Source organism: Pseudomonas sp. Pseusp10, from assembly GCF_059492225.1.
On sequence record NZ_CP168528.1, the window covers coordinates 786,626 to 806,382 of the forward strand.

The following is a 19,757-nucleotide window of genomic DNA, read 5'->3' on the forward strand; positions in this document are numbered from 1 at the left end:
AACTAATTGAGAACGCCCCCTAGGGAGCATCACGGATCAGGCGCCATGCCTCTTCCCATGGCAGCGCTTGTTTCATCCGCTCGGCAAGCATCGCCATGGCCCGGTCCATCTCGCAGGCTACCGCCGCCGACACCACGTCGTTTTTTCCAAACAGGCCTATGAAAGGCGGATCGTAAGGGTCGCCCTTGAACTCGACTTCGTCCCAGGCCTCGGCGTGCCCGAGGTATTCGTAGGTTTTACCGAAATGCCAGGTCCAGAAAAACGGCACATCGAGATAATGCTCGTCACCGCCAAGCATATTGGCCGCAGCGATTCGCGCCTGTTGTTGGGCCAATCGCCAGTGCTCGATGCGCAAGTATTGGTTGTTCAGCGGGAACGTGGCGATATCGCCGGCCGCCCAGAGGCCGTCGGCCACGCGCATTCCACCGTCGACACGCAGCGAGTGATCCTGCTCTTTCGGCAGTCCGGTGAAGGCAGCGGTGGCTGGCGTGACGCCAATGCCGACCAGCACCAGATCTGCCGGCAAGCGTTGGCCGTTGTCCAGGCGCACGGCTTCGACCTTGTCCGTCCCTTCGATCTGTGCCGCATTGCCCCGGGTATGAAACACGACGCCATTGGCTTCATGTCGCGCGCGAATGGCCTTGCCGACCGTGTCACCGAACTGTTTGGCAAACGGCACTTCGTGGCGGGCGAGCACGGTCACATTCAGGCCAAGCTGGCGCAGGGACGAGGCGGACTCCATGGCAATGAAACTGTCGCCGATGATCACGACTCGCTGGCCGGCACTGGCGCTGTCCAGAATCTGCTGCGCATGGGCTTTAGAGCGTAAGACGAACACCTGAGGCAGGTCGGCGCCGGGCAGCGTCAGCGGGTTGGGTACGCCGCCGGTGGCCAGCAGCGCGGCGTCGTATGTCAGTGATTGGCCGTCAGTCAGGCGCAGCGTCCTGTTTGGCGCATCCAGGCTTGCCACTTCGCCTCGCAGGCGCTCGATCCGCTGCTCGCGGTAAAAGTCCTCGTCACGCAGTGGCGGGACTTCTTGCAGCGGCATCTCCCCAGCGATCACGTATTTGCTCAGCGCGGTGCGGTCGTATCCGGCGTCGGCTTCGCGGTCGATCAACAGTAACCGGCCGCCGAAACCTTTCTCGCGCAACGCCGCTGCCGCCGCCGTGCCTGCCGCGCCAGCGCCGATGATAATGAAGGTTCGTGGATCGTCGGCCGGTGGCGTGTGGGCGTCCGAAAACGGCTGGTCGCCGACCCAGATGTCGCCGTCACGAACTTCGAGGGGATAGCGCTTGAGGCTGTCCAGAGCTGGCGGTTCACACAGCCCGCCATCCTCGATCCGAAACTGCGCCTTGTGCCACGGACAGGTCAGGCGCCCATCGCATATCGCCCCGTCCGCCAGTGGGGCTCCGGCATGAGGGCATTCGGCCTGATAAGCGCGCAGTTGCTCACCGGCCCGCATCAGCAGAATCTTGCTGCCCTGGACTTGCACTTCAAGACCCCGGTCTTCGGGCACATTGGCGACACGCGCAACGCGATGCAGAGTCATGATTGCTCTCCAGACAAACGTTTCACTTATGAGTCTGGCGCTTATCACGAGGTTCAGCCAATTTGCCCCCTGCCAAGGCGCGAACGGTCCGGCTATAGTTTGCACGCCGACGACGGCCCAACACGCACAAGGTGCTCCGGTATGACCCGATTGACCTCATTGAACCCTTGGCTCGCGGCCCTAGCCGTCGCCCTCTGCGTGCAGTTTCCGGCGCAGGCCCAGGAGCGCTTCACCCTGAACATTCCGGGTGTTTCCGATGACCGTCTGTTCACGTCGGCCGCCGCCAGCGATTCCGCGGGCTGTGGCGGACATAACATTTCCCCGGCATTGAACTGGAACGCGGGCCCGGCAGCCACCCAAAGCTACGCCATCGTCATGCACGACCCTGACGGCCAGAAAGGCCAGGGCGTCGATAACTGGGTGCATTACGGCATCAAGGCCGGCACCCACCAGATTCCGGCCGGCGCCGGGAGCAAACCCGGCCTCGAGGGCGTCGGCGGTACCAACAGCAAGGCAACCACCGGCTACATCGGCCCTTGCCCGCCCGTTGGCGACAGCGCGCACCACTACATCATCCAGATCTACGCCCTGGACCTGGCCCCGGACGCCTTGCCCGCCGGCCTGACTCGTGTGCAGCTGCTGGAAAAAATCAAAGGCCACGTCCTGAGAAACAGCAGCGTGGTACGGCGCTATCACCGCTAAAGGCTGATCGCCTCAGCGGACTTGCAGAAAACTGAAGTGCGCAGCATTCCGGGGGATTTGGCATCCACCCCCGAAAGCGCGCACTATCAGGCTATAGCCGATGCGTTGGAGGATGCCGTGGCAAAAAAAATCGACCGCATCGCCCAAATGCTCAACTGCCCGCAAAAGGGTGAGGAACTGCGGCGAGCGATTACTGAGAGTCGCAAGGATTTTCTGCTGAATCAGCCGGAAGAAGACGTTGTTGAAGACGACGACCTTGAAGAGGAGTTCTTTGAGGACGACGAGGACGATGACGATGAATACGACGAGTTCGACTGGACGACAGAATGAAAAACCGCTTCGGCGGTTTTTTTGTGCGCCAACACAGCACTGGTCGGAGATTCGTTGACCCCCATGCAGAGAATGGAACACTATCAGGTACTTTTTTTGGTACCTTTGGAGCCGTCATGGAGCAGCTACTTGCAAGCCGTTCGGTCAGCATCACCGAGCTCAAGCGCAGCCCGAGCACGGTAATCGAGCAAGCGGGTTCCGAGCCTGTTGCCGTGCTCAACCACAATCGCCCAGCCGCCTATCTTCTACCGCACGCGGCCTATCAACAGTTGCTGGATCGACTGCATGCTGCCGAACTTCGTGAAGCCATTGCGGCCAGCCGCAATGATCCGCGTCCGGCCATTGCTGCCGATGCAGTGTTTGCCGAGCTTGATACGCTGATTGACGAGGTAGCAGCCGAGCAAAACCGTCCATGAGGCAATTGCTTTTCTCTGCACTGGCACGGGACGATCTGCTGCAAATCGCCCGTTTTATCGCCCGAGACAACCCTGAACGGGCCCGGACGTTTGTGCGCGAGCTACGTATGCAGTGCACACGATTAATCGATCAACCGAATTTGGGTGTTCCAAGAGACGATTGCGCCAAGGGGCTGCGAATGCTTCCCCATGGCCGATATCTGATTTTCTACTGTCTGATGGACGATGAGATCAAGGTCGAACGCGTACTGCACAGTGCGAGAGACATCGGCCGGCTGTTTGAAAAAAACAGCATTGATCATTAGGCGCCAAGCCTCCAAACACCCACAAAAAAGCCCCAGGCCCATAAGGCCTGAGGCTTTCTCGTTACAACGTATGGTGCACCAGGCGGGATTCGAACCCACGACCCCTGCCTTCGGAGGGCAGTACTCTATCCAGCTGAGCTACTGGTGCAGCGGGCGCCATGATACGCATATGCGCTGCGGGCGTCCATGCTGCTGAATCGCCTGCGTTTTTTTAAAGCTGTAACAGGCGTTTGCTACGTTGATCAGAAAAAATGGGCAAAAGCGTCGTTTTCGTTCTTTTTTTCGAACAGCCTATTGTCCTTTACCCCCTTTGATCCTAGGATTCGTTTGAGATTTCAAACGCTCTTGTCTGGGTGCTGAACCGCACGAGTTCAATCAGTGCGCTATTTATGTGCTTCAGCCCGGTGAATGATTTCCCTGACGGCAGCCTATTGAGGCGCCTTTCTACAATCATAATTTGCTCCGCATTCGTTGCGGTGCTGTTAAGGAAAGCCGACATGCAGCTTAAAGACACCCAGTTGTTCCGCCAGCAAGCCTTCATCGATGGCGCGTGGGTTGATGCGGACAATGGTCAGACGATCAAGGTCAACAACCCGGCAACGGGCGAAATTCTGGGCACCGTGCCGAAAATGGGCGCTGCCGAAACCCGCCGTGCAATCGAAGCTGCTGACAAAGCGCTGCCGGCCTGGCGTGCACTGACCGCCAAAGAACGTGCGAACAAGCTGCGTCGCTGGTTCGAACTGATCATCGAGAACCAGGACGACCTGGCTCGTCTGATGACCCTGGAGCAAGGCAAGCCATTGGCCGAAGCCAAGGGCGAAATCGTTTACGCCGCTTCCTTCATCGAATGGTTCGCCGAAGAAGCCAAGCGCATCTACGGTGACGTGATTCCGGGCCACCAGCCAGACAAGCGCCTGATCGTGATCAAGCAGCCAATCGGCGTGACCGCTGCCATCACCCCGTGGAACTTCCCGGCTGCAATGATCACCCGTAAAGCCGGCCCGGCCCTGGCCGCCGGTTGCACCATGGTGCTCAAGCCTGCTTCGCAAACTCCGTTTTCCGCCTTCGCCCTGGCTGAGCTGGCCCAGCGTGCCGGCATCCCGGCTGGCGTGTTCAGCGTGGTTTCCGGCAGCGCTGGCGACATCGGCAGCGAGCTGACCAGCAACCCGATCGTGCGCAAGCTGTCCTTCACCGGTTCGACCGAAATCGGTCGTCAACTGATGTCGGAATGCGCCAAGGACATCAAGAAAGTGTCCCTGGAACTGGGCGGCAACGCGCCGTTCATCGTGTTTGACGACGCGGACCTGGATAAGGCCGTCGAAGGCGCGATCATCTCCAAATACCGCAACAACGGCCAGACCTGCGTCTGCGCCAACCGCCTTTACATTCAGGACTCGGTCTACGACGCGTTCGCCGAGAAGCTGAAAGCCGCTGTGGCCAAGCTCAAGATCGGTAACGGTCTGGAAGCAGGAACCACCACGGGTCCGCTGATCGACGAAAAAGCCGTGGCCAAGGTGCAAGAGCACATTGCCGACGCTGTTTCCAAAGGCGCCACCGTGCTGTCCGGCGGCAAGTCGATGGAAGGCAACTTCTTCGAGCCGACCATTCTGACCAACGTGCCGAATAATGCTGCCGTGGCCAAGGAAGAAACCTTCGGTCCATTGGCTCCGCTGTTCCGCTTCAAAGACGAAGCCGACGTGATCGCGATGTCCAACGACACCGAATTCGGTCTGGCCTCGTACTTCTATGCTCGCGACCTGGGTCGTGTGTTCCGTGTGGCAGAAGCCCTGGAATACGGCATGGTCGGCGTCAACACCGGGTTGATCTCCAACGAAGTCGCGCCGTTCGGCGGCATCAAGGCCTCGGGCCTGGGCCGTGAAGGCTCCAAGTACGGCATCGAAGATTACCTGGAAATCAAATACCTCTGCCTGGGCATCTAAGCTCGAAGGTATAAGCCGGGAAGAGCATTGCTTCAAGCGCAAAGGGCACGAGAGCGCTGTCCCTTTGCGCCGCTTCAAACCGGAATATTCTCGGTGACCGGGAACGCTGTGGCAGTCGATCATCGCATGCTGCCGCCGTTGCTCCCCGTCGCTTAATCCTTGAACCACGCCGCCCGATGAGCGGTGAATGAGGAATGTATGAGCAAGACTAACGCTTCTTTGATGGCCCGCCGTACCAATGCTGTACCACGTGGTGTTGGCCAGATTCACCCGATCTTCGCCGATTCCGCGAAGAACGCGACTGTAACCGACGTTGAAGGTCGTGAGTTCATCGACTTCGCCGGCGGTATCGCTGTGCTGAACACCGGCCACGTGCACCCGAAAGTTATCGCCGCCGTGACCGAACAGCTGAACAAGCTGACCCACACTTGCTTCCAGGTTCTGGCCTACGAGCCGTACGTAGAAGTGTGCGAAAAAATCAACGCCAAGGTGCCAGGTGATTTCGCCAAGAAAACCCTGCTGGTGACCACCGGTTCCGAAGCCGTGGAAAACTCGATCAAGATCGCCCGTGCCGCCACTGGCCGTGCCGGCGTGATCGCGTTCACCGGCGCTTACCACGGTCGCACCATGATGACCCTGGGCCTGACCGGTAAAGTCGTGCCTTACTCGGCTGGCATGGGCCTGATGCCAGGCGGCATCTTCCGCGCGCTGTACCCGAACGAACTGCACGGTGTGAGCATCGACGATTCGATCGCTTCCATCGAACGCATCTTCAAGAACGACGCCGAGCCGAAAGACATCGCCGCGATCATCATCGAGCCGGTGCAGGGTGAAGGCGGTTTCTACGTCGCTCCGAAAGAATTCATGAAGCGCCTGCGTGCCCTGTGCGACCAGCACGGCATCCTGCTGATCGCTGACGAAGTACAGACTGGCGCTGGCCGTACCGGTACTTTCTTCGCCATGGAACAGATGGGCGTTGCTGCCGACCTGACCACTTTCGCCAAATCCATCGCTGGCGGCTTCCCGCTGGCCGGTGTGTGCGGCAAGGCCGAATACATGGACGCCATCGCTCCAGGCGGCCTGGGTGGCACCTACGCCGGTAGCCCGATTGCTTGCGCCGCGGCCCTGGCCGTAATGGAAGTGTTCGAAGAAGAGCACCTGCTGGATCGTTGCAAAGCTGTTGGCGAGCGTCTGGTGACTGGCCTGAAGGCCATCCAGGCCAAGTACCCGGTGATCGGCGAAGTCCGTGCCCTGGGTGCGATGATCGCTGTCGAGCTGTTCGAAAACGGCGACAGCCACAAGCCAAACGCCGCCGCTGTGGCATCGGTTGTGGCCAAGGCTCGCGACAAGGGTCTGATCCTGCTGTCCTGCGGCACCTACGGCAACGTTCTGCGCGTCCTGGTACCGCTGACCTCGCCGGACGAGCAACTGGACAAAGGCCTGGCGATCATCGAAGAGTGCTTCTCCGAGCTCTGATCACCCGTGTGACCTGATCCACAAAAAACCCGCTTCGGCGGGTTTTTTTACGCCCCTTGAAACTCATCCCGCGCAATAGCGCTGTATCGAATGGCCTGCATTGGCTAAGGTTCCGGCATTGTCAGGGAGAGCTGTATGACGACTGTCATTTTACCCGCGGTTCCGAGAGTCCTGATCGCCGAGGCCGACCCCTGGTCTCGGGATCTGCTCAAGGAAGTGTTGTTGAACGTACGCTGCGATGCGCGGCTGGACTTGTGCGCCGATGGTCAGCAAGCGCTGGAGCTGTTGGCGATCAACCCCTATGACCTGGTGATCGCCGACTGGGAGTTGCCTGGCGTCGATGGCCTGAATGTCCTGCGCAGTGTTCGTCAGCGCAAACGCAATCCACCTCTGCCGTTCATTCTTATGAGCAGCCGCAACGACGGTGCCAGCGTGCGCGAGGCCTTGCCGCTGGCGCCAGCCGCGTACCTGACCAAGCCCCTGAATATGGAAAGCCTGACCCATCGGTTGCAGGGGTTGCTGCTGCACGCCGGGGAAGAAGTCTCGTGCGAAGTGCCGGCGCTGGCGCCGGGCATGACGTTATCGGTGTATCTGGAGCGTCGACGCGAACTGGCCGACGGCGCGCCGCTGATGACCGACGTGCAGGTGGCGGTCAAGCGCAGCCTCAACCCCAATGGCCTCGATCTGACGGTACTGGAAGACGAAATTCGCACCGATCCGCAGGTCACGGCTGTGCTGATCGCCGCTGCCAACAGCGCGGCGCAGCACCTCGGCGTTGCTGTGCAAACCCTGTCCCAGGCGCTGCATCGCCTGGGCACAGGGCAGAGCATGAACCTGATTCTCGGCCTGGCGCTCAAGCGCAGTGCCCGGCTCAGCGATCTGCAATTGGCTGACTATGCCGAGCGTTACTGGGATCTGTCGCTGCACACCGCCGAATACGCCCGAACCCTGGCGCGCCTGCTCGATCTGGATCAGGAGCGTTGCTATTGCGCCGGCATGTTGCATCGTCTCGGCGATCTGGCGTTGCTGCGCTGTCTGCAGGAATGGAAACAGGCTGGCGGCGAACTGGACGAGTTGGAAGAAGTGGGTGAAGCGCTGGTTGAATATGGCGCGGCCTATGGCTCGGCCCTGCGTACACGCTGGCGCCTGCCGCTGGAGTTACGAGAGCTGATTGCCGCGGCCTACCAGCTCGGTGGCGGGGTTTACTCCCGCGAAGCGTTGGTGATGAACATGGCGGCGCAGATGGCGCGGCTGACCGAGCATGAGGGCATCGAGGAGCTGGCGAAGAGCCGGACGGCGCGGTTGCTCAAGATCGGCTTGCCGGAGTTGATGCGCTTGCGCAAAAAGTAAGTACACCACCAACCCCTGTAGGAGCGAGCTTGCTCGCGATGAGCGTCTGACATTCAACATCAATGTCGATTGACAGTCCGCTATCGCGAGCAAGCTCGCTCCCACAGGGATCCAAGGTGATCCTGTCAGGCAGTAACAATCCGGTTCTTGCCCTCGCGCTTGGCTTGATACATCGCCGCATCCGCCCGGGAAAACAGGTGCTCCACGTTTTCGTCTTTGGCGGTCAGGCTGGTCAGGCCCTGGCTGACGGTGATGCCGAACGACTGGCCTTCATGGTTGAATCTCAATTGCTGAATCTGCCGTTGCAAGCGTTCAGCCACTTGCAGGGCCATCTGCGGTGTACAGCCGGGAAACACCGCCGCGAACTCCTCACCGCCAATGCGCCCGAACAGATCGCCACGGCGCAACGCTGCGCGGCCGCTTTCGGCGATGCGTTGCAACACGTTGTCACCTTCCTGGTGGCCGTAGGTGTCGTTGACTGTCTTGAAGTCATCGATGTCCAGCATCAGGAAGGACAGAGGCTCGCCCTGTTGCCGGGAGTGTTCGAACGCGCGGTGAGCACATTCGAAGAAATGATGGCGATTGCTGCTTTGGGTCAGCGCGTCGGTGGTGGCCAGGCGATGCAGCTCGGTCTCCATCTGCTTTTTGTCGGTGATGTCTTCGGCGAGGCCAACGATGATCACCGGTTGACCGGGCTCGGCCTGGCGATTGATGAAGCATTTGTCGCGGAGCCAGCGCACTTGGCCGTCGGCGGCAATGATTCGATACTCGCGGTCTTCCACCGCGCCTTTGTCCAGCACTTCGGTCAGGCTGCGTTCGGCATAGTCCAGGTCGTCAGGGTAGATGCTGTCACGCCATTGATTGCAGTCGGCCAGCAGCAGATCGGCCGAGCGGCCGAAGATCCGTTCATAGGCGGGGCTGACGTAAAGCACCCGGCGGGATTCCCAGTCGAATGCCCACAGCACCGCGTTGACGCTCCCCAGCAAGGTGCTGAACAACTGTTCGCGTTCGCTCAGGCGTGCCACTTCGCCTTGGGCGCGCATCAGCGCCATCAGGGTTTGCGCGGCCTCGGGCCAATGGGGCGAAGATGAGTCTTGCAGGTTTTTTGGGGCCATCGACACAAATCTCAAAGGGCATGCCGCGCGCGATCGCGGCCAACATCAAGCCCGCCGGGGATGGCGAAGTGTCTTTGAGATAGGGGTTTTTGGATGAAGTTCCCGCCGTTTGTGGCGAGGAAGCTTGCTCCCGCCGGGCGGTATTGATGACGCGATTTTTCGGCCAAGCCACAAACCAATGTGGGAGCGGGCTTGCTCGCGAAGGGGTCGTGTCAGTCACCTTTTATGTCGACTGACACGACCCCTTCGCGAGCAAGCCCGCTCCCACAGGTTTTTCAGACTGCGGCAGGACGCAGGGAGTAGGTTTTCAACTGATCGGCGAAGTCGCGCAGGGATTGAATCCCGCTGGCTTCGGCTTCGTGTACCCAATCCTTGATGGCCGCCAGCATGTCGTGGCCATTTGAGCTGGTCTTGACCCAGATCTGCTGCAGGGCCAGGCGTTTCTCGTAAATTACCTTCAGCGCCTGGCTGTGTTCGAGCATGTTCTGGATGCGTACATGGTGTTTGTCATCCAGCAGGCTGGTCTCCCGCGAAAGCAGGCGTTTAGCCCGGTGGAACTGGTGACGTACCGAGTGATCGACCTTTTCCAGCTCTTGCTTGACCAGCGGGCCGATCACCAATTTGCGGTACTGGGCCATGATCTGGAAGCGGTTGTTGAGGATCGCCATGGCGGTGTCCATGTCCAGGTTGCCCTTGCCTTCGACGCGATGGGCAATTGGCGCGACCCGTTGAACCTTGGCCAGGCGCAGGAAGCTGAAGACTTGAATCCATGCCCAGCCCAGGTCGAATTCCCACTTCTTCACTGACAGTTTTGCCGAGTTAGGGTAGGTGTGATGGTTGTTATGCAGTTCTTCGCCGCCAATCAGGATGCCCCACGGCACCAGGTTGGTCGCCGCATCGCGGCATTCGAAGTTGCGGTAGCCGATGGCATGGCCCAGGCCATTGACCACGCCGGCGGCCCACACCGGGATCCACATCATCTGGATAGCCCAGATGGTGATGCCGATGGTGCCGAACAGCAGCAGGTCGATAACGCCCATGATCGCGATGCCCAGCAGCGGGAAGCGGCTGTAGAGGTTGCGCTCGATCCAGTCTTCGGGGCAGTTCTTGCCGTAGATGCGCAGCGTCTCGGGGTTTTCCGCTTCGGCGCGGTACAACTCGGCGCCTTTGCGCAACACCGTGGACAAGCCCTTGATGACCGGGCTGTGCGGGTCATCGACGGTCTCGCATTTAGCGTGATGCTTGCGGTGGATGGCGGTCCACTCGCGGGTGTTCTGCGCCGTGGTCAGCCACAGCCAGAAACGGAAGAAATGCTTGAGGCCCCCATTCAGCTCCAGGGAGCGATGGGCCGAGTAGCGGTGCAGATAGACCGTGACAGCAATGATTGTGACATGGGTCATCAGCAGGGTGACTGCTACCAGTGACCAGGGCGACAAGCCAAGAAAACCTTCGTACCACATAGGCTATAGGGCCCTCGATAAAGAAAAAACAGCCGTTGCATTATCACTAAGCCCACACAGAAAACCAGTCGCCCTTTCAGATAAGAGTGGCTGGATGTGTCTTTAAACTATAATTCCCACCTTTTTGTAGGGACATGGATCGCCGGATGTCTGCCACCTATCGCGATGCCTTGCGCGCAGCGCTGCTCTATCTATTGCTTTCTGTGGTTTGGCTGCAGATCAGTGGCTATTTATTGAACAGTTTCTTCGATAGCTCCGCCGAGCGACTGCGATGGCAACTGATCAACGGTTATGTCTGGGTGTTGTTCAGCGCCGGGTTGATCTTCATTGCCCGGGCGCGGTTGTTGCGGTGCCTGGGGATCGGCGCCACTTTGCACGAGCGCAATACCAATCGTGAGCGCTTGCGCCAGGCGGCTGCGGTGTTCGACTGCACCCGCGAAGGCGTGCTGGTCACCGATCGGGAGGGCGTGATCGTCCATGTGAACCGGGCGTTCATGGAAATCACCGGCTACGGGTGTGAGGACGTGCAGGGACAGCGGCCCAATCTGTTCAAGTCCGGGCGTCATCCACCCGATTTCTATCGGGCGATGTTCGCCGAGCTTGAAAGCACCGGGGAGTGGAGCGGGGAAATCTGGAACCGGCGCAAAAGCGGCGAGGTTTACCCGCAATGGCAGACGATCCGCCTGATCCACGACGACTACGGCCAGCCGAGCCAGTATGTGGCGGTGTTTTCCGATATCAGTGCGATCAAGAAATCCGAACACGAGTTGATGCACCTGGCGCACCACGACCCGCTGACGGATCTGCCGAACCGCCTGTTGTTCACCGACCGCGCCGAACAGGCCCTGGCTTCGGCGCAGCTTCACAAGCGTGGTTGCGCGCTGCTGATGATCGACCTCGATCACTTCAAGATGATCAACGACAGCCTCGGGCATAGCGTTGGCGATCAGTTGCTCAAGGCTGTGGCCGAGCGCCTGGGCGCCATGTTCGGCCCGGGCATCACCCTGGCGCGCTTGGGCGGGGATGAGTTCGCGGTACTCGCCGAAAGCTGTCCGCAACTGGTTCAGGCCGCTGCGTTGGCCCAACGGATTATCGATGGCCTCAAAGAGCCGTTCCTCATCGATGGGCACCAGCTGTTTATCAACACCAGCATCGGCATCAGCCTGTTCCCCAGCGATGCCTTGAGCGTCGAGCAACTGCTGCGTAATGCCGACTCTGCGCTGTTCAAGGCCAAAAGCACGGGGCGCAATGATTATGCCCTGTACACCGAAGAGCTGACGGCCCACGTGCAGCAACGAGTCGAGATCGCCTTCGAATTGCGCCGCGCCCTGGACCGGCAAGAGCTACGGGTTCATTACCAGCCGGTTCACGACCTCAAGACCAGCCGCCTGATGGGCGTCGAGGCGCTGGTGCGTTGGCAACACCCTCAGCGAGGAATGGTGTCTCCGGCGGAATTCATTCCGGTGGCCGAACGAACCGGCCTGATCGCCGAAATCGATGCCTGGGTCATGGCGCAGGCGTGCCGGCAGATGTGCCGGTGGCAGCAGGACGGGGTAATGCTGTCGTTTGTTGCGGTCAACGTTTCTTCACGGTTGTTCGCCCGTCGTGAGCTGTATCGGCAGGTGGCGCAGGTACTGCGCGAAACCGGGCTGGAGCCGGCCTTTCTGGAGCTGGAAGTGACCGAAAGTGCGGTGATGGAGGACCCGGAAGTCGCGCTGGAGCAGATGCATCGTCTGCGCGAGTTGGGAGTGCGCCTGGCCATCGACGACTTCGGCACAGGTTATTCATCGCTGCTGCGACTCAAGCGTCTGCCGGTGCAGAAGCTGAAAATCGACCAGGGCTTCGTGGCCGGGTTGCCGTGGGATGAGGACGATGCGGCGATTTCGCGGGTGATCATTGCCTTGGCGCAGAGCATGGGCATGCAGGTGCATGCCGAGGGGATCGAGCAGGTCGAGCAGGCTGCTTTCCTCCTCGAACAGGGCTGTGATCTGGGTCAGGGCTACTGGTTTGGGCGGCCGGTGCCGGCGGCGCAGCTGGATTGGACATGTGCGCCGGTGATCGGATAGGTGCCCAGTTCAGTTGATGCCCAAACCCTGTGGGAGCGAGCTTGCTCGCGATAGCGGAATATCAGCCGACATTTCTGGCGACTGACACTCCCTCATCGCGAGCAAGCTCGCTCCCACAGGGTTTTTGGTGCGCTTGAAAGAGAGCGATTCATCTCAAGCCCTTGTCCCTTCAAGTAATGTCTTATGGTTATATAAACATTCTTAAATAGTCTTTTTAAGAATATCTGTGCCTCTCTACTATTGCTCTCAAGCCGCAAGCAGTGCCGCCACTGCGAGGCACCCTCTCAGTTGAAGGAGCAGCAATATGAGCGCATCCCTGCGTAGCGTCGACGGTCAAGACGAAGCCACCATCCTGCGTGAAATCCAGAGTGCCCTGCGCGACCTGCGCTTTGGGGCCGTGGAAATCACCGTACACAACGCCCAGGTGGTGCAGATCGAACGCAAAGAAAAATTCCGTTTGCAGCAGCCGGGCAACAAGCCGGGCTGAGGCGAATCAGGCACCGCGATTTCCGATATCCCATAAGAAAAAGCCAACACACCAAGAATTCCAGGAGCTTTCACCATGTCGTCGATTCGTCATTTCGCTTTGGCCGCCCTGGCCAGCGCCCTTTTTGCCGGTTCCGCAGTTGCCAAGGACTACGAGCTGCTCAACGTGTCGTACGACCCGACCCGCGAGCTGTATCAGGACTACAACGCCGAGTTCATCAAGTTCTGGCAGAAAGACCACGCGGGCGACACGGTGAAGGTCCAGCAATCCCACGGCGGTTCGGGCAAGCAGGGTCGGGCGGTGATCGACGGCCTGCGTGCCGACGTCGTGACTCTGGCCCTTGCCGGTGATATCGACGAAATCGCCAAGCTCGGCAAAAGCCTGCCAACTGACTGGCAAAAACGCCTGCCGGACGCGAGCACGCCTTACACCTCGACCATCGTGTTCCTGGTGCGCAAGGGCAACCCTAAAGGCATCAAGGACTGGGGTGACCTGGTCAAGAATGACGTCTCGGTGATCACGCCGAACCCGAAAACCTCAGGCGGTGCGCGCTGGAACTTCCTCGCGGCGTGGGCCTATGGCCTGAAAGCCAATGGCGGTGACGAAGCCAAGGCCAAGGAATACGTACAAACACTGTTCAAGCACGTGCCAGTGCTGGATACCGGCGCTCGCGGTTCGACCATTACCTTCGTCAACAACGGTCAGGGCGACGTATTGCTGGCCTGGGAAAACGAAGCCTTCCTGGCCCTGAAAGAAGAGGGCGGCGCCGACAAGTTCGACATCGTCGTGCCTTCGCTGTCGATCCTCGCCGAGCCACCGGTAGCGGTGGTCGACAAGAATGCCGAGAAAAAGGGCAACGAGCAGATCGCCGAAGCCTACCTCAAGCACCTATACAGCCCGGCCGGCCAGGAAATCGCGGCGAAGAACTTCTATCGCCCGCGTGACAAGGACGTGGCCGCCAAGTACGCCCAGCAGTTCCCGAAACTGGAGCTGGTGAGCATCGACAAGGACTTCGGCGGCTGGAAAACCGCGCAGCCGAAATTCTTCAATGACGGGGGCGTGTTCGACCAGATCTACCAGGCGCAATAACCTGGCTTAAGCTGCATAACATGTGGGAGCGGGCTTGCTCGCGAAGGCGGTGTGTCAGACGACATCATTGTTGACTGATGCTCCCTCTTCGCGAGCAAGCCCGCTCCCACAAGGATGGGTTTAGTTGATCGCTTTTTAACCAAGGACTTTTATGTCGCGTCGTATCTCCCCCGTCATACCCGGCTTCGGGCTGACGCTGGGCTACACCTTGGTGTACCTCAGCCTGATTGTGCTCATACCACTGGCGGCGATGTTCGTGCATGCCGCTCAACTCACCTGGGATCAGTTCTGGGCAATCATCTCGGCGCCACGGGTGCTGGCCGCGTTGAAGCTCAGCTTCGGCACGGCGCTTTGTGCCGCGATCATCAACGGCATCATCGGCACGCTGCTGGCCTGGGTATTAGTGCGCTATACCTTCCCTGGACGAAAAGTGATCGATGCAATGATCGACCTGCCGTTCGCATTGCCCACGGCAGTGGCCGGTATTGCGCTGACCGCGCTGTACACGCCTACCGGCCTGGTTGGTCAGTTTGCAGCGGATCTGGGTTTCAAGATCGCCTACACCCCCCTGGGCATCACCCTTGCCCTCACTTTTGTGACACTTCCATTCGTAGTACGTACCGTACAGCCAGTATTGGCCGATATTCCTCGTGAAGTCGAAGAAGCGGCGGCGTGCCTGGGGGCAAAACCATTGCAGGTTTTCCGCCATATCCTGCTGCCGGCACTGCTGCCGGCATGGCTTACCGGTTTCGCTTTGGCCTTTGCCCGTGGGGTCGGCGAGTATGGTTCGGTGATTTTCATCGCCGGCAACATGCCGATGAAAACCGAGATTTTGCCGCTGCTGATCATGGTCAAGCTCGATCAATACGATTACACCGGCGCTACCTCCATTGGTGTACTGATGCTGGTGGTTTCCTTCGTCCTGTTGCTGCTGATCAACTTGTTGCAGCGGCGCATCGAAACCCCATAAGGAGGCGGCACCCATGTCCCAATCGTCTATTGCTGCCGCTTCCTCGAACGCTGCCCGTCGTGGCAGTGCGACCTCGCGGCGAATCCTGATCGGCCTTGGCTGGCTGATTTTTGCGCTGTTCCTGTTGCTGCCGCTGTTCATCGTGGTGTCCCAGGGCCTGAAGCTTGGCCTCGGTGCGTTCTTCACCGCGATCTTTGAACCGGACGCCCTGTCGGCGCTGAAGCTCACGGTCATCGCCGTGCTGATTTCGGTGCCGCTGAACCTGGTGTTCGGTGTCAGCGCCGCGTGGTGCGTGAGCAAGTACTCGTTCCGCGGCAAGAGCATGCTGGTAACGCTGATCGACCTGCCGTTCTCGGTGTCGCCGGTGATTGCCGGTCTGGTGTATGTGCTGATGTTCGGCGCTCAGGGCCTGTTCGGGCCGTGGTTGCAGGATCACGACATCCAGATCGTCTTCGCCCTGCCGGGCATCGTATTGGCGACGATCTTCGTCACTGTGCCGTTCGTGGCCCGTGAACTGATCCCGCTGATGCAGGAACAGGGCACTCAGGAAGAGGAGGCTGCGCGCTTGCTCGGGGCCAACGGCTGGCAGATGTTCTGGCACGTCACGGTCCCCAACATCAAATGGGGCCTGATCTACGGTGTGGTGCTGTGTACCGCGCGGGCCATGGGTGAGTTCGGTGCGGTGTCCGTGGTTTCCGGGCACATTCGCGGGGTGACCAACACCCTGCCGCTGCACGTCGAGATCCTCTACAACGAATACAACCACGTGGCCGCGTTCGCCGTGGCGAGCCTGTTGCTGATCCTGGCGCTCTTCATCCTGCTGCTCAAGCAGTGGAGCGAAAACCGTATTAACCGCCTGCGCGCCAGCGCCGCGGAGGAATAATTCATGTCGATCGAAGTGCGTAACGTCAGCAAGAACTTCAACGCGTTCAAGGCGCTGGACAATATCAGCCTGGACATCCAGAGCGGCGAGCTCGTCGCGTTGCTCGGTCCGTCGGGTTGCGGCAAGACCACGCTGCTGCGGATCATCGCCGGCCTGGAAACCCCGGATCAGGGCAACATCGTGTTCCACGGTGAAGACGTTTCCGGTCATGACGTGCGCGATCGCAACGTCGGTTTCGTGTTCCAGCACTACGCCTTGTTCCGCCACATGACGGTGTTCGACAACGTCGCGTTCGGCCTGCGCATGAAGCCGAAAAACCAGCGCCCGAGCGAAAGCCAGATCGCAACCAAAGTTCACGAACTGCTGAACATGGTGCAACTGGACTGGCTCTCGGATCGCTACCCGGAGCAACTCTCCGGCGGCCAGCGTCAGCGCATTGCGTTGGCCCGGGCGTTGGCGGTGGAACCAAAAGTGCTGCTGCTCGACGAACCCTTCGGCGCCCTCGACGCCAAGGTCCGCAAAGAGCTGCGCCGCTGGCTCGCGCGGTTGCACGAAGACATCAACCTGACCTCGGTGTTCGTGACCCACGATCAGGAAGAAGCGATGGAAGTCGCCGACCGTATCGTGGTGATGAACAAAGGTGTGATCGAGCAGATCGGCTCACCGGGCGACGTCTACGAAAATCCGGCCAGCGACTTCGTCTATCACTTCCTCGGTGATTCGAACCGTCTGCACCTGGGCGAAGACAACCACGTGCTGTTCCGCCCGCACGAGGTGTCGTTGTCCCGGCATGAACTGGAAGACCACCACGCGGCTGAAGTGCGGGACATTCGACCGCTGGGTGCGACGACGCGGGTGACGTTGAAGGTCGAAGGGCAGAGCGATCTGATCGAGGCCGAAGTGGTCAAGGATCACGACAGCCTAATCGGGTTGGCGAAGGGTGAGACGCTGTTCTTCAAGCCGAAGGTCTGGCAGAAGGTCGCGAATATTTAAAATCAAAAGCTTCGCGAGCAAGCCCGCTCCCACAGTGGATCTATGGTGTACATAGAACCCCTGTGGGAGCGGGCTTGCTCGCGAATGCAATCTAGACAGCAGCACGCTTCGGATTGACCCGCACCCCACCCGCCCGCGCCTCGATCTGCTCTTTCAGGTCACGCCGCATCCCGAGCATGAACGCCAACTCAGCCACCACAAACAACGGTCCGACAATCAACCCGGTCACGTCATCGACAAATGCCGGTTTGCGCCCTTCGTAGTGATGGCCGACAAACTGGATCGCCCAACCGATCACGAACATCGCCACGCCACTGCTCAGCCAGACCAGCGTGCTTTGCTGCGCCAGCGCATGTCCTGCCCACACGGACAGCCCCAGCAAAACCGTCATCAACACGCCCAGGCGCAACTCCAGGCGCAGGTAAAACCACGCCGATGCCAGCGAAACGAGCACCGCCGGCGACATCCACACGCCACCCAGCGACCACTCCGGCCGGGACAGCAACACCGCGACGGCCACCACGATCAGCGGAATACCGATAAAGTGACTGGCGATGTTGCGCGGATCACGGTGGTAGGCAGCGTATTGACTGAGGTGGTCGACGAGGCTTTTCATTGTTGTTCTCCTGTGGGGGTGATTGATCATGCCCCGGGGCCACTTCCCGCTCTGTCAGCCAGGCGACAATCTCTAGGAGTTTTCATGGATATGCAGGTCTGGCGTCCACGCCTGATGAGCGGTCAGTGGTTCAGCCATTTACCTGATTCCCTACAGGATAGTCTCCTGTCGGCGGCCAGGGTGCGGCGCTTGTCGCCGGGCCAACGGCTGTTCAAACGCGGCGATCCGCCCTGCGGCCTGTACGCGGTGCTTGAAGGCGCGGTGCGCGTCGGTGCCGTGAGCGAGCAGGGCAAGGAAGCGTTGCTGAGCCTGGTGGAGCCGCCGCACTGGTTCGGCGAAATCTGCCTGTTCGACGGCCAGCCGCGCACCCACGATGCCTACGGCGTAGGCCAGTGCACGCTGCTGCACATTCCCCAAAACACCTTGCTGGCGTTGCTTGACGAGCATCCGCAGCACTGGCGGCAACTGGCGTTGCTGATGAGCCAGAAGTTGCGCATGACCTTCATCAACCTCGAACAATTGAGCCTGTTGCCGGCCCCGGCACGGCTGGCGCACCGCTTGTTGATGATCGCCGAAGGCTATGGCGAGACCGCCCCACCGCGGCGCGTCCTGCAATTGCCCCAGGAGCAGCTTGCCGCCATGCTGTCGCTGTCGCGCCAGACCACCAACCAGATTCTCAAAGAGTTGCAGGGGCAGGGGATCATCGGACTGAGTTACGGCGAAATCGAAATCCTCGATGCTGCTCGGTTGCGGGAACTGGCCACGATCTGAAACTCGACGCATATCCCTTGTGGGAGCGAGCTTGCTCGCGATGACGGTGTGTCAGTCTCCAGGTATGTCGACTGAAAGTCCGCTATCGCGAGCAAGCTCGCTCCCACAGGGGGGCTGGGTGAATCAGAGATTTGTGGTCACCGAAAAAAAATTGTGGGAGCGGGCTTGCCCGCGATGGGGCCAGACCAGCCAACCCACCTTCCGGATCCGTCACCGCAACCCATCCCGAAACTGCCCTGGCGTCATCCCGGTCCAGCGCTTGAACGCGCGACTGAAGCTGCTGGTATCGGCAAACCCGAGCAGATAACTGATCTCGCTCAGCGACACCTGCGGGTCCCGCAGGTGCAACAGCGCGAGGTTTTCGCGGCTTTCATTGAGCAGCGTATCGAACCGATAGCCTTCATCCGCCAGGTGCCGTTGCAGGCTGCGCAGGCTCAGGTGCAGGGCCTTGGCGATGTGTTCGGCGCTGGGTTCGCCTTCGGGCAGTTGTTCTTCAATGGCGTCGCGGACCTTGCGCTCCCACGTCAGCGGCTTGAGTTGCGCCAGGGTTCTCTTGAGCACGGTTTCGTTGTGCTCAGCCAGTTCCGGGTTGGCGTCATCCAGGTGGCTGTCGAAGTCGATGAGGGCGAATTCCAGTCGGTCTTCGTCGGCGCCGAAGTGCACGGGCGAGCGAAAGACTTTATGCCATTGGTGCGCGTCCGCCGGCTCCGGGCGGCGCAGGTAGGTCGCCAGTGGTGCGTATTCACGGCCCAGGCGATTGCGGCAGGTGCGCACGTAAATCGCCATGAACGCATCGATGGCTTCGAAGGCCGGGGCCGGGTTGCCGGCAGGGATTTTCAGACGGAAACGGTAGCGATCCTCGGCGCGGGTCAGTTCCAGTTCCAGGGCATCGCTGACCACCTGGTGATAGCGCACGATGCGTTCGAACACTTCCCGCAAGCTGCCGCTGGCCACCAACGCATAACCCAGCGCATGGAAGGTGGTCGGGCTGACGAAGCGCGAAACCCGCAAACCGATCGCCGGGTCGCCGCTGACCTGCACCGCCAGATTCCACAGGTGCGTGGTGCCCGACAGCGGATAACGCGCGTTCGGGTCGTCCATCAACAACGGGTCGAGCCCCGCTTGATGGCACAGGGCGGTGCTGTCGATGCCCAGGGCGTCGAGTTGCTTGCGCAGGGCGCGGGTCCAGCTGGCGAGGGAGGTCGGTTCGGTCATGCTGATTGGCGCTTCCAGTCAACA

At 60.1% G+C, this 19,757-nt stretch carries 19 protein-coding genes and 1 tRNA gene; 14 read left to right on the top strand and 6 right to left on the bottom strand.

The features are described 5' to 3' along the window. Positions 1–19 precede the first annotated feature (19 nt). On the bottom strand, positions 20–1,549 hold the full coding sequence (locus ACEN8Z_RS03525) for an FAD-dependent oxidoreductase (RefSeq protein ID WP_495596785.1): 1,530 nt from the start codon (positions 1,547–1,549) through the stop codon (positions 20–22). 141 nt (positions 1,550–1,690) lie between these two features. Between ACEN8Z_RS03525 and ACEN8Z_RS03530 the strand changes: the two genes are divergently transcribed. Genes ACEN8Z_RS03530 through ACEN8Z_RS03545 form a run of 4 tightly spaced genes read left to right on the top strand, consistent with a single transcriptional unit; the run spans position 1,691 to position 3,302 of the window. Beyond that, entirely contained in the window at positions 1,691–2,251 is a 561-nt protein-coding gene (locus tag ACEN8Z_RS03530; protein ID WP_495596786.1) for a YbhB/YbcL family Raf kinase inhibitor-like protein, read from the top strand. A 57-nt stretch (positions 2,252–2,308) separates the two neighbouring features. Then, on the top strand, positions 2,309–2,581 hold the full coding sequence (locus tag ACEN8Z_RS03535; RefSeq protein ID WP_033052005.1) for a hypothetical protein: 273 nt from the start codon (positions 2,309–2,311) through the stop codon (positions 2,579–2,581). Continuing rightward, the gene (locus ACEN8Z_RS03540; protein WP_495596787.1) at positions 2,578–2,997 is read left to right on the top strand and encodes a type II toxin-antitoxin system Phd/YefM family antitoxin; all 420 of its coding nucleotides are present in this window, start codon (positions 2,578–2,580) and stop codon (positions 2,995–2,997) included. The genes ACEN8Z_RS03535 and ACEN8Z_RS03540 overlap by 4 nt, the downstream gene beginning before the upstream one ends. Further along, on the top strand, positions 2,994–3,302 hold the full coding sequence (locus ACEN8Z_RS03545; protein ID WP_007994483.1) for a type II toxin-antitoxin system RelE/ParE family toxin: 309 nt from the start codon (positions 2,994–2,996) through the stop codon (positions 3,300–3,302). The genes ACEN8Z_RS03540 and ACEN8Z_RS03545 overlap by 4 nt, the downstream gene beginning before the upstream one ends. Positions 3,303–3,373: 71 nt before the next feature. Here ACEN8Z_RS03545 and ACEN8Z_RS03550 read toward each other — a convergent pair. Next, a tRNA-Arg gene (locus ACEN8Z_RS03550) sits at positions 3,374–3,450 on the bottom strand. Between the two features lie 349 nt (positions 3,451–3,799). Between ACEN8Z_RS03550 and gabD the strand changes: the two genes are divergently transcribed. The 3 genes from gabD to ACEN8Z_RS03565 all read left to right on the top strand — a co-directional run bounded on the left by gabD (position 3,800) and on the right by ACEN8Z_RS03565 (position 8,068). Beyond that, positions 3,800–5,242 (top strand): NADP-dependent succinate-semialdehyde dehydrogenase, encoded by a 1,443-nt coding sequence (gene gabD / locus ACEN8Z_RS03555; protein ID WP_495027724.1) that lies wholly within the window; start codon positions 3,800–3,802, stop codon positions 5,240–5,242. Between the two features lie 198 nt (positions 5,243–5,440). Next, positions 5,441–6,718, top strand: coding sequence for a 4-aminobutyrate--2-oxoglutarate transaminase (gene gabT / locus ACEN8Z_RS03560; RefSeq protein WP_495596788.1), 1,278 nt, complete (start codon positions 5,441–5,443; stop codon positions 6,716–6,718). Positions 6,719–6,853: 135 nt separating this feature from the next. Then, positions 6,854–8,068 (top strand): HDOD domain-containing protein, encoded by a 1,215-nt coding sequence (locus tag ACEN8Z_RS03565; protein WP_495596789.1) that lies wholly within the window; start codon positions 6,854–6,856, stop codon positions 8,066–8,068. A 125-nt stretch (positions 8,069–8,193) separates the two neighbouring features. Here ACEN8Z_RS03565 and ACEN8Z_RS03570 read toward each other — a convergent pair whose 3' ends face one another. Beyond that, positions 8,194–9,183, bottom strand: coding sequence for a GGDEF domain-containing protein (locus tag ACEN8Z_RS03570; RefSeq protein ID WP_495596790.1), 990 nt, complete (start codon positions 9,181–9,183; stop codon positions 8,194–8,196). Positions 9,184–9,458: 275 nt separating this feature from the next. Next, on the bottom strand, positions 9,459–10,643 hold the full coding sequence (gene desA / locus ACEN8Z_RS03575) for a delta-9 fatty acid desaturase DesA (protein ID WP_057712516.1): 1,185 nt from the start codon (positions 10,641–10,643) through the stop codon (positions 9,459–9,461). Positions 10,644–10,789: 146 nt separating this feature from the next. On the opposite strand from desA, the gene dibA reads away from it, so the two are divergent. From dibA to ACEN8Z_RS03605, 6 genes are all read left to right on the top strand, one after another. Further along, a complete protein-coding gene (gene dibA / locus ACEN8Z_RS03580; protein ID WP_495596791.1) occupies positions 10,790–12,709 on the top strand; it encodes a phosphodiesterase DibA in 1,920 nt (639 codons plus the stop codon). Between the two features lie 304 nt (positions 12,710–13,013). Further along, positions 13,014–13,196, top strand: a complete 183-nt coding sequence (gene oscA / locus ACEN8Z_RS03585) for a sulfur starvation response protein OscA (RefSeq protein WP_007975618.1) — start codon at positions 13,014–13,016, stop codon at positions 13,194–13,196. Positions 13,197–13,271: 75 nt separating this feature from the next. Beyond that, positions 13,272–14,285 carry a sulfate ABC transporter substrate-binding protein gene (locus ACEN8Z_RS03590; protein ID WP_495596792.1) on the top strand — a complete coding sequence of 338 codons (1,014 nt, stop codon included), beginning with the start codon at positions 13,272–13,274 and terminating at the stop codon, positions 14,283–14,285. 151 nt (positions 14,286–14,436) lie between these two features. Next, positions 14,437–15,255: a sulfate ABC transporter permease subunit CysT gene (gene cysT, locus ACEN8Z_RS03595; RefSeq protein ID WP_007972956.1), complete on the top strand. Its 819-nt coding sequence runs from the start codon at positions 14,437–14,439 to the stop codon at positions 15,253–15,255. A 13-nt stretch (positions 15,256–15,268) separates the two neighbouring features. Beyond that, positions 15,269–16,138 (top strand): sulfate ABC transporter permease subunit CysW, encoded by an 870-nt coding sequence (gene cysW, locus ACEN8Z_RS03600; protein ID WP_007972954.1) that lies wholly within the window; start codon positions 15,269–15,271, stop codon positions 16,136–16,138. Between the two features lie 3 nt (positions 16,139–16,141). After that, positions 16,142–17,131, top strand: coding sequence for a sulfate/molybdate ABC transporter ATP-binding protein (locus ACEN8Z_RS03605; RefSeq protein WP_007983086.1), 990 nt, complete (start codon positions 16,142–16,144; stop codon positions 17,129–17,131). 91 nt (positions 17,132–17,222) lie between these two features. Here ACEN8Z_RS03605 and ACEN8Z_RS03610 read toward each other — a convergent pair whose 3' ends face one another. Then, the gene (locus ACEN8Z_RS03610; protein ID WP_495596793.1) at positions 17,223–17,747 is read right to left on the bottom strand and encodes an Mpo1 family 2-hydroxy fatty acid dioxygenase; all 525 of its coding nucleotides are present in this window, start codon (positions 17,745–17,747) and stop codon (positions 17,223–17,225) included. Positions 17,748–17,831: 84 nt separating this feature from the next. On the opposite strand from ACEN8Z_RS03610, the gene ACEN8Z_RS03615 reads away from it, so the two are divergent. After that, complete coding sequence (locus ACEN8Z_RS03615; RefSeq protein WP_007999783.1) at positions 17,832–18,518, top strand: Crp/Fnr family transcriptional regulator; 687 nt, start codon at positions 17,832–17,834, stop codon at positions 18,516–18,518. 210 nt (positions 18,519–18,728) lie between these two features. Here the strand turns inward: ACEN8Z_RS03615 and ACEN8Z_RS03620 are convergent, their stop codons facing one another. Beyond that, a complete protein-coding gene (locus ACEN8Z_RS03620; protein ID WP_495596794.1) occupies positions 18,729–19,733 on the bottom strand; it encodes an AraC family transcriptional regulator in 1,005 nt (334 codons plus the stop codon). Positions 19,734–19,757 lie beyond the last annotated feature (24 nt).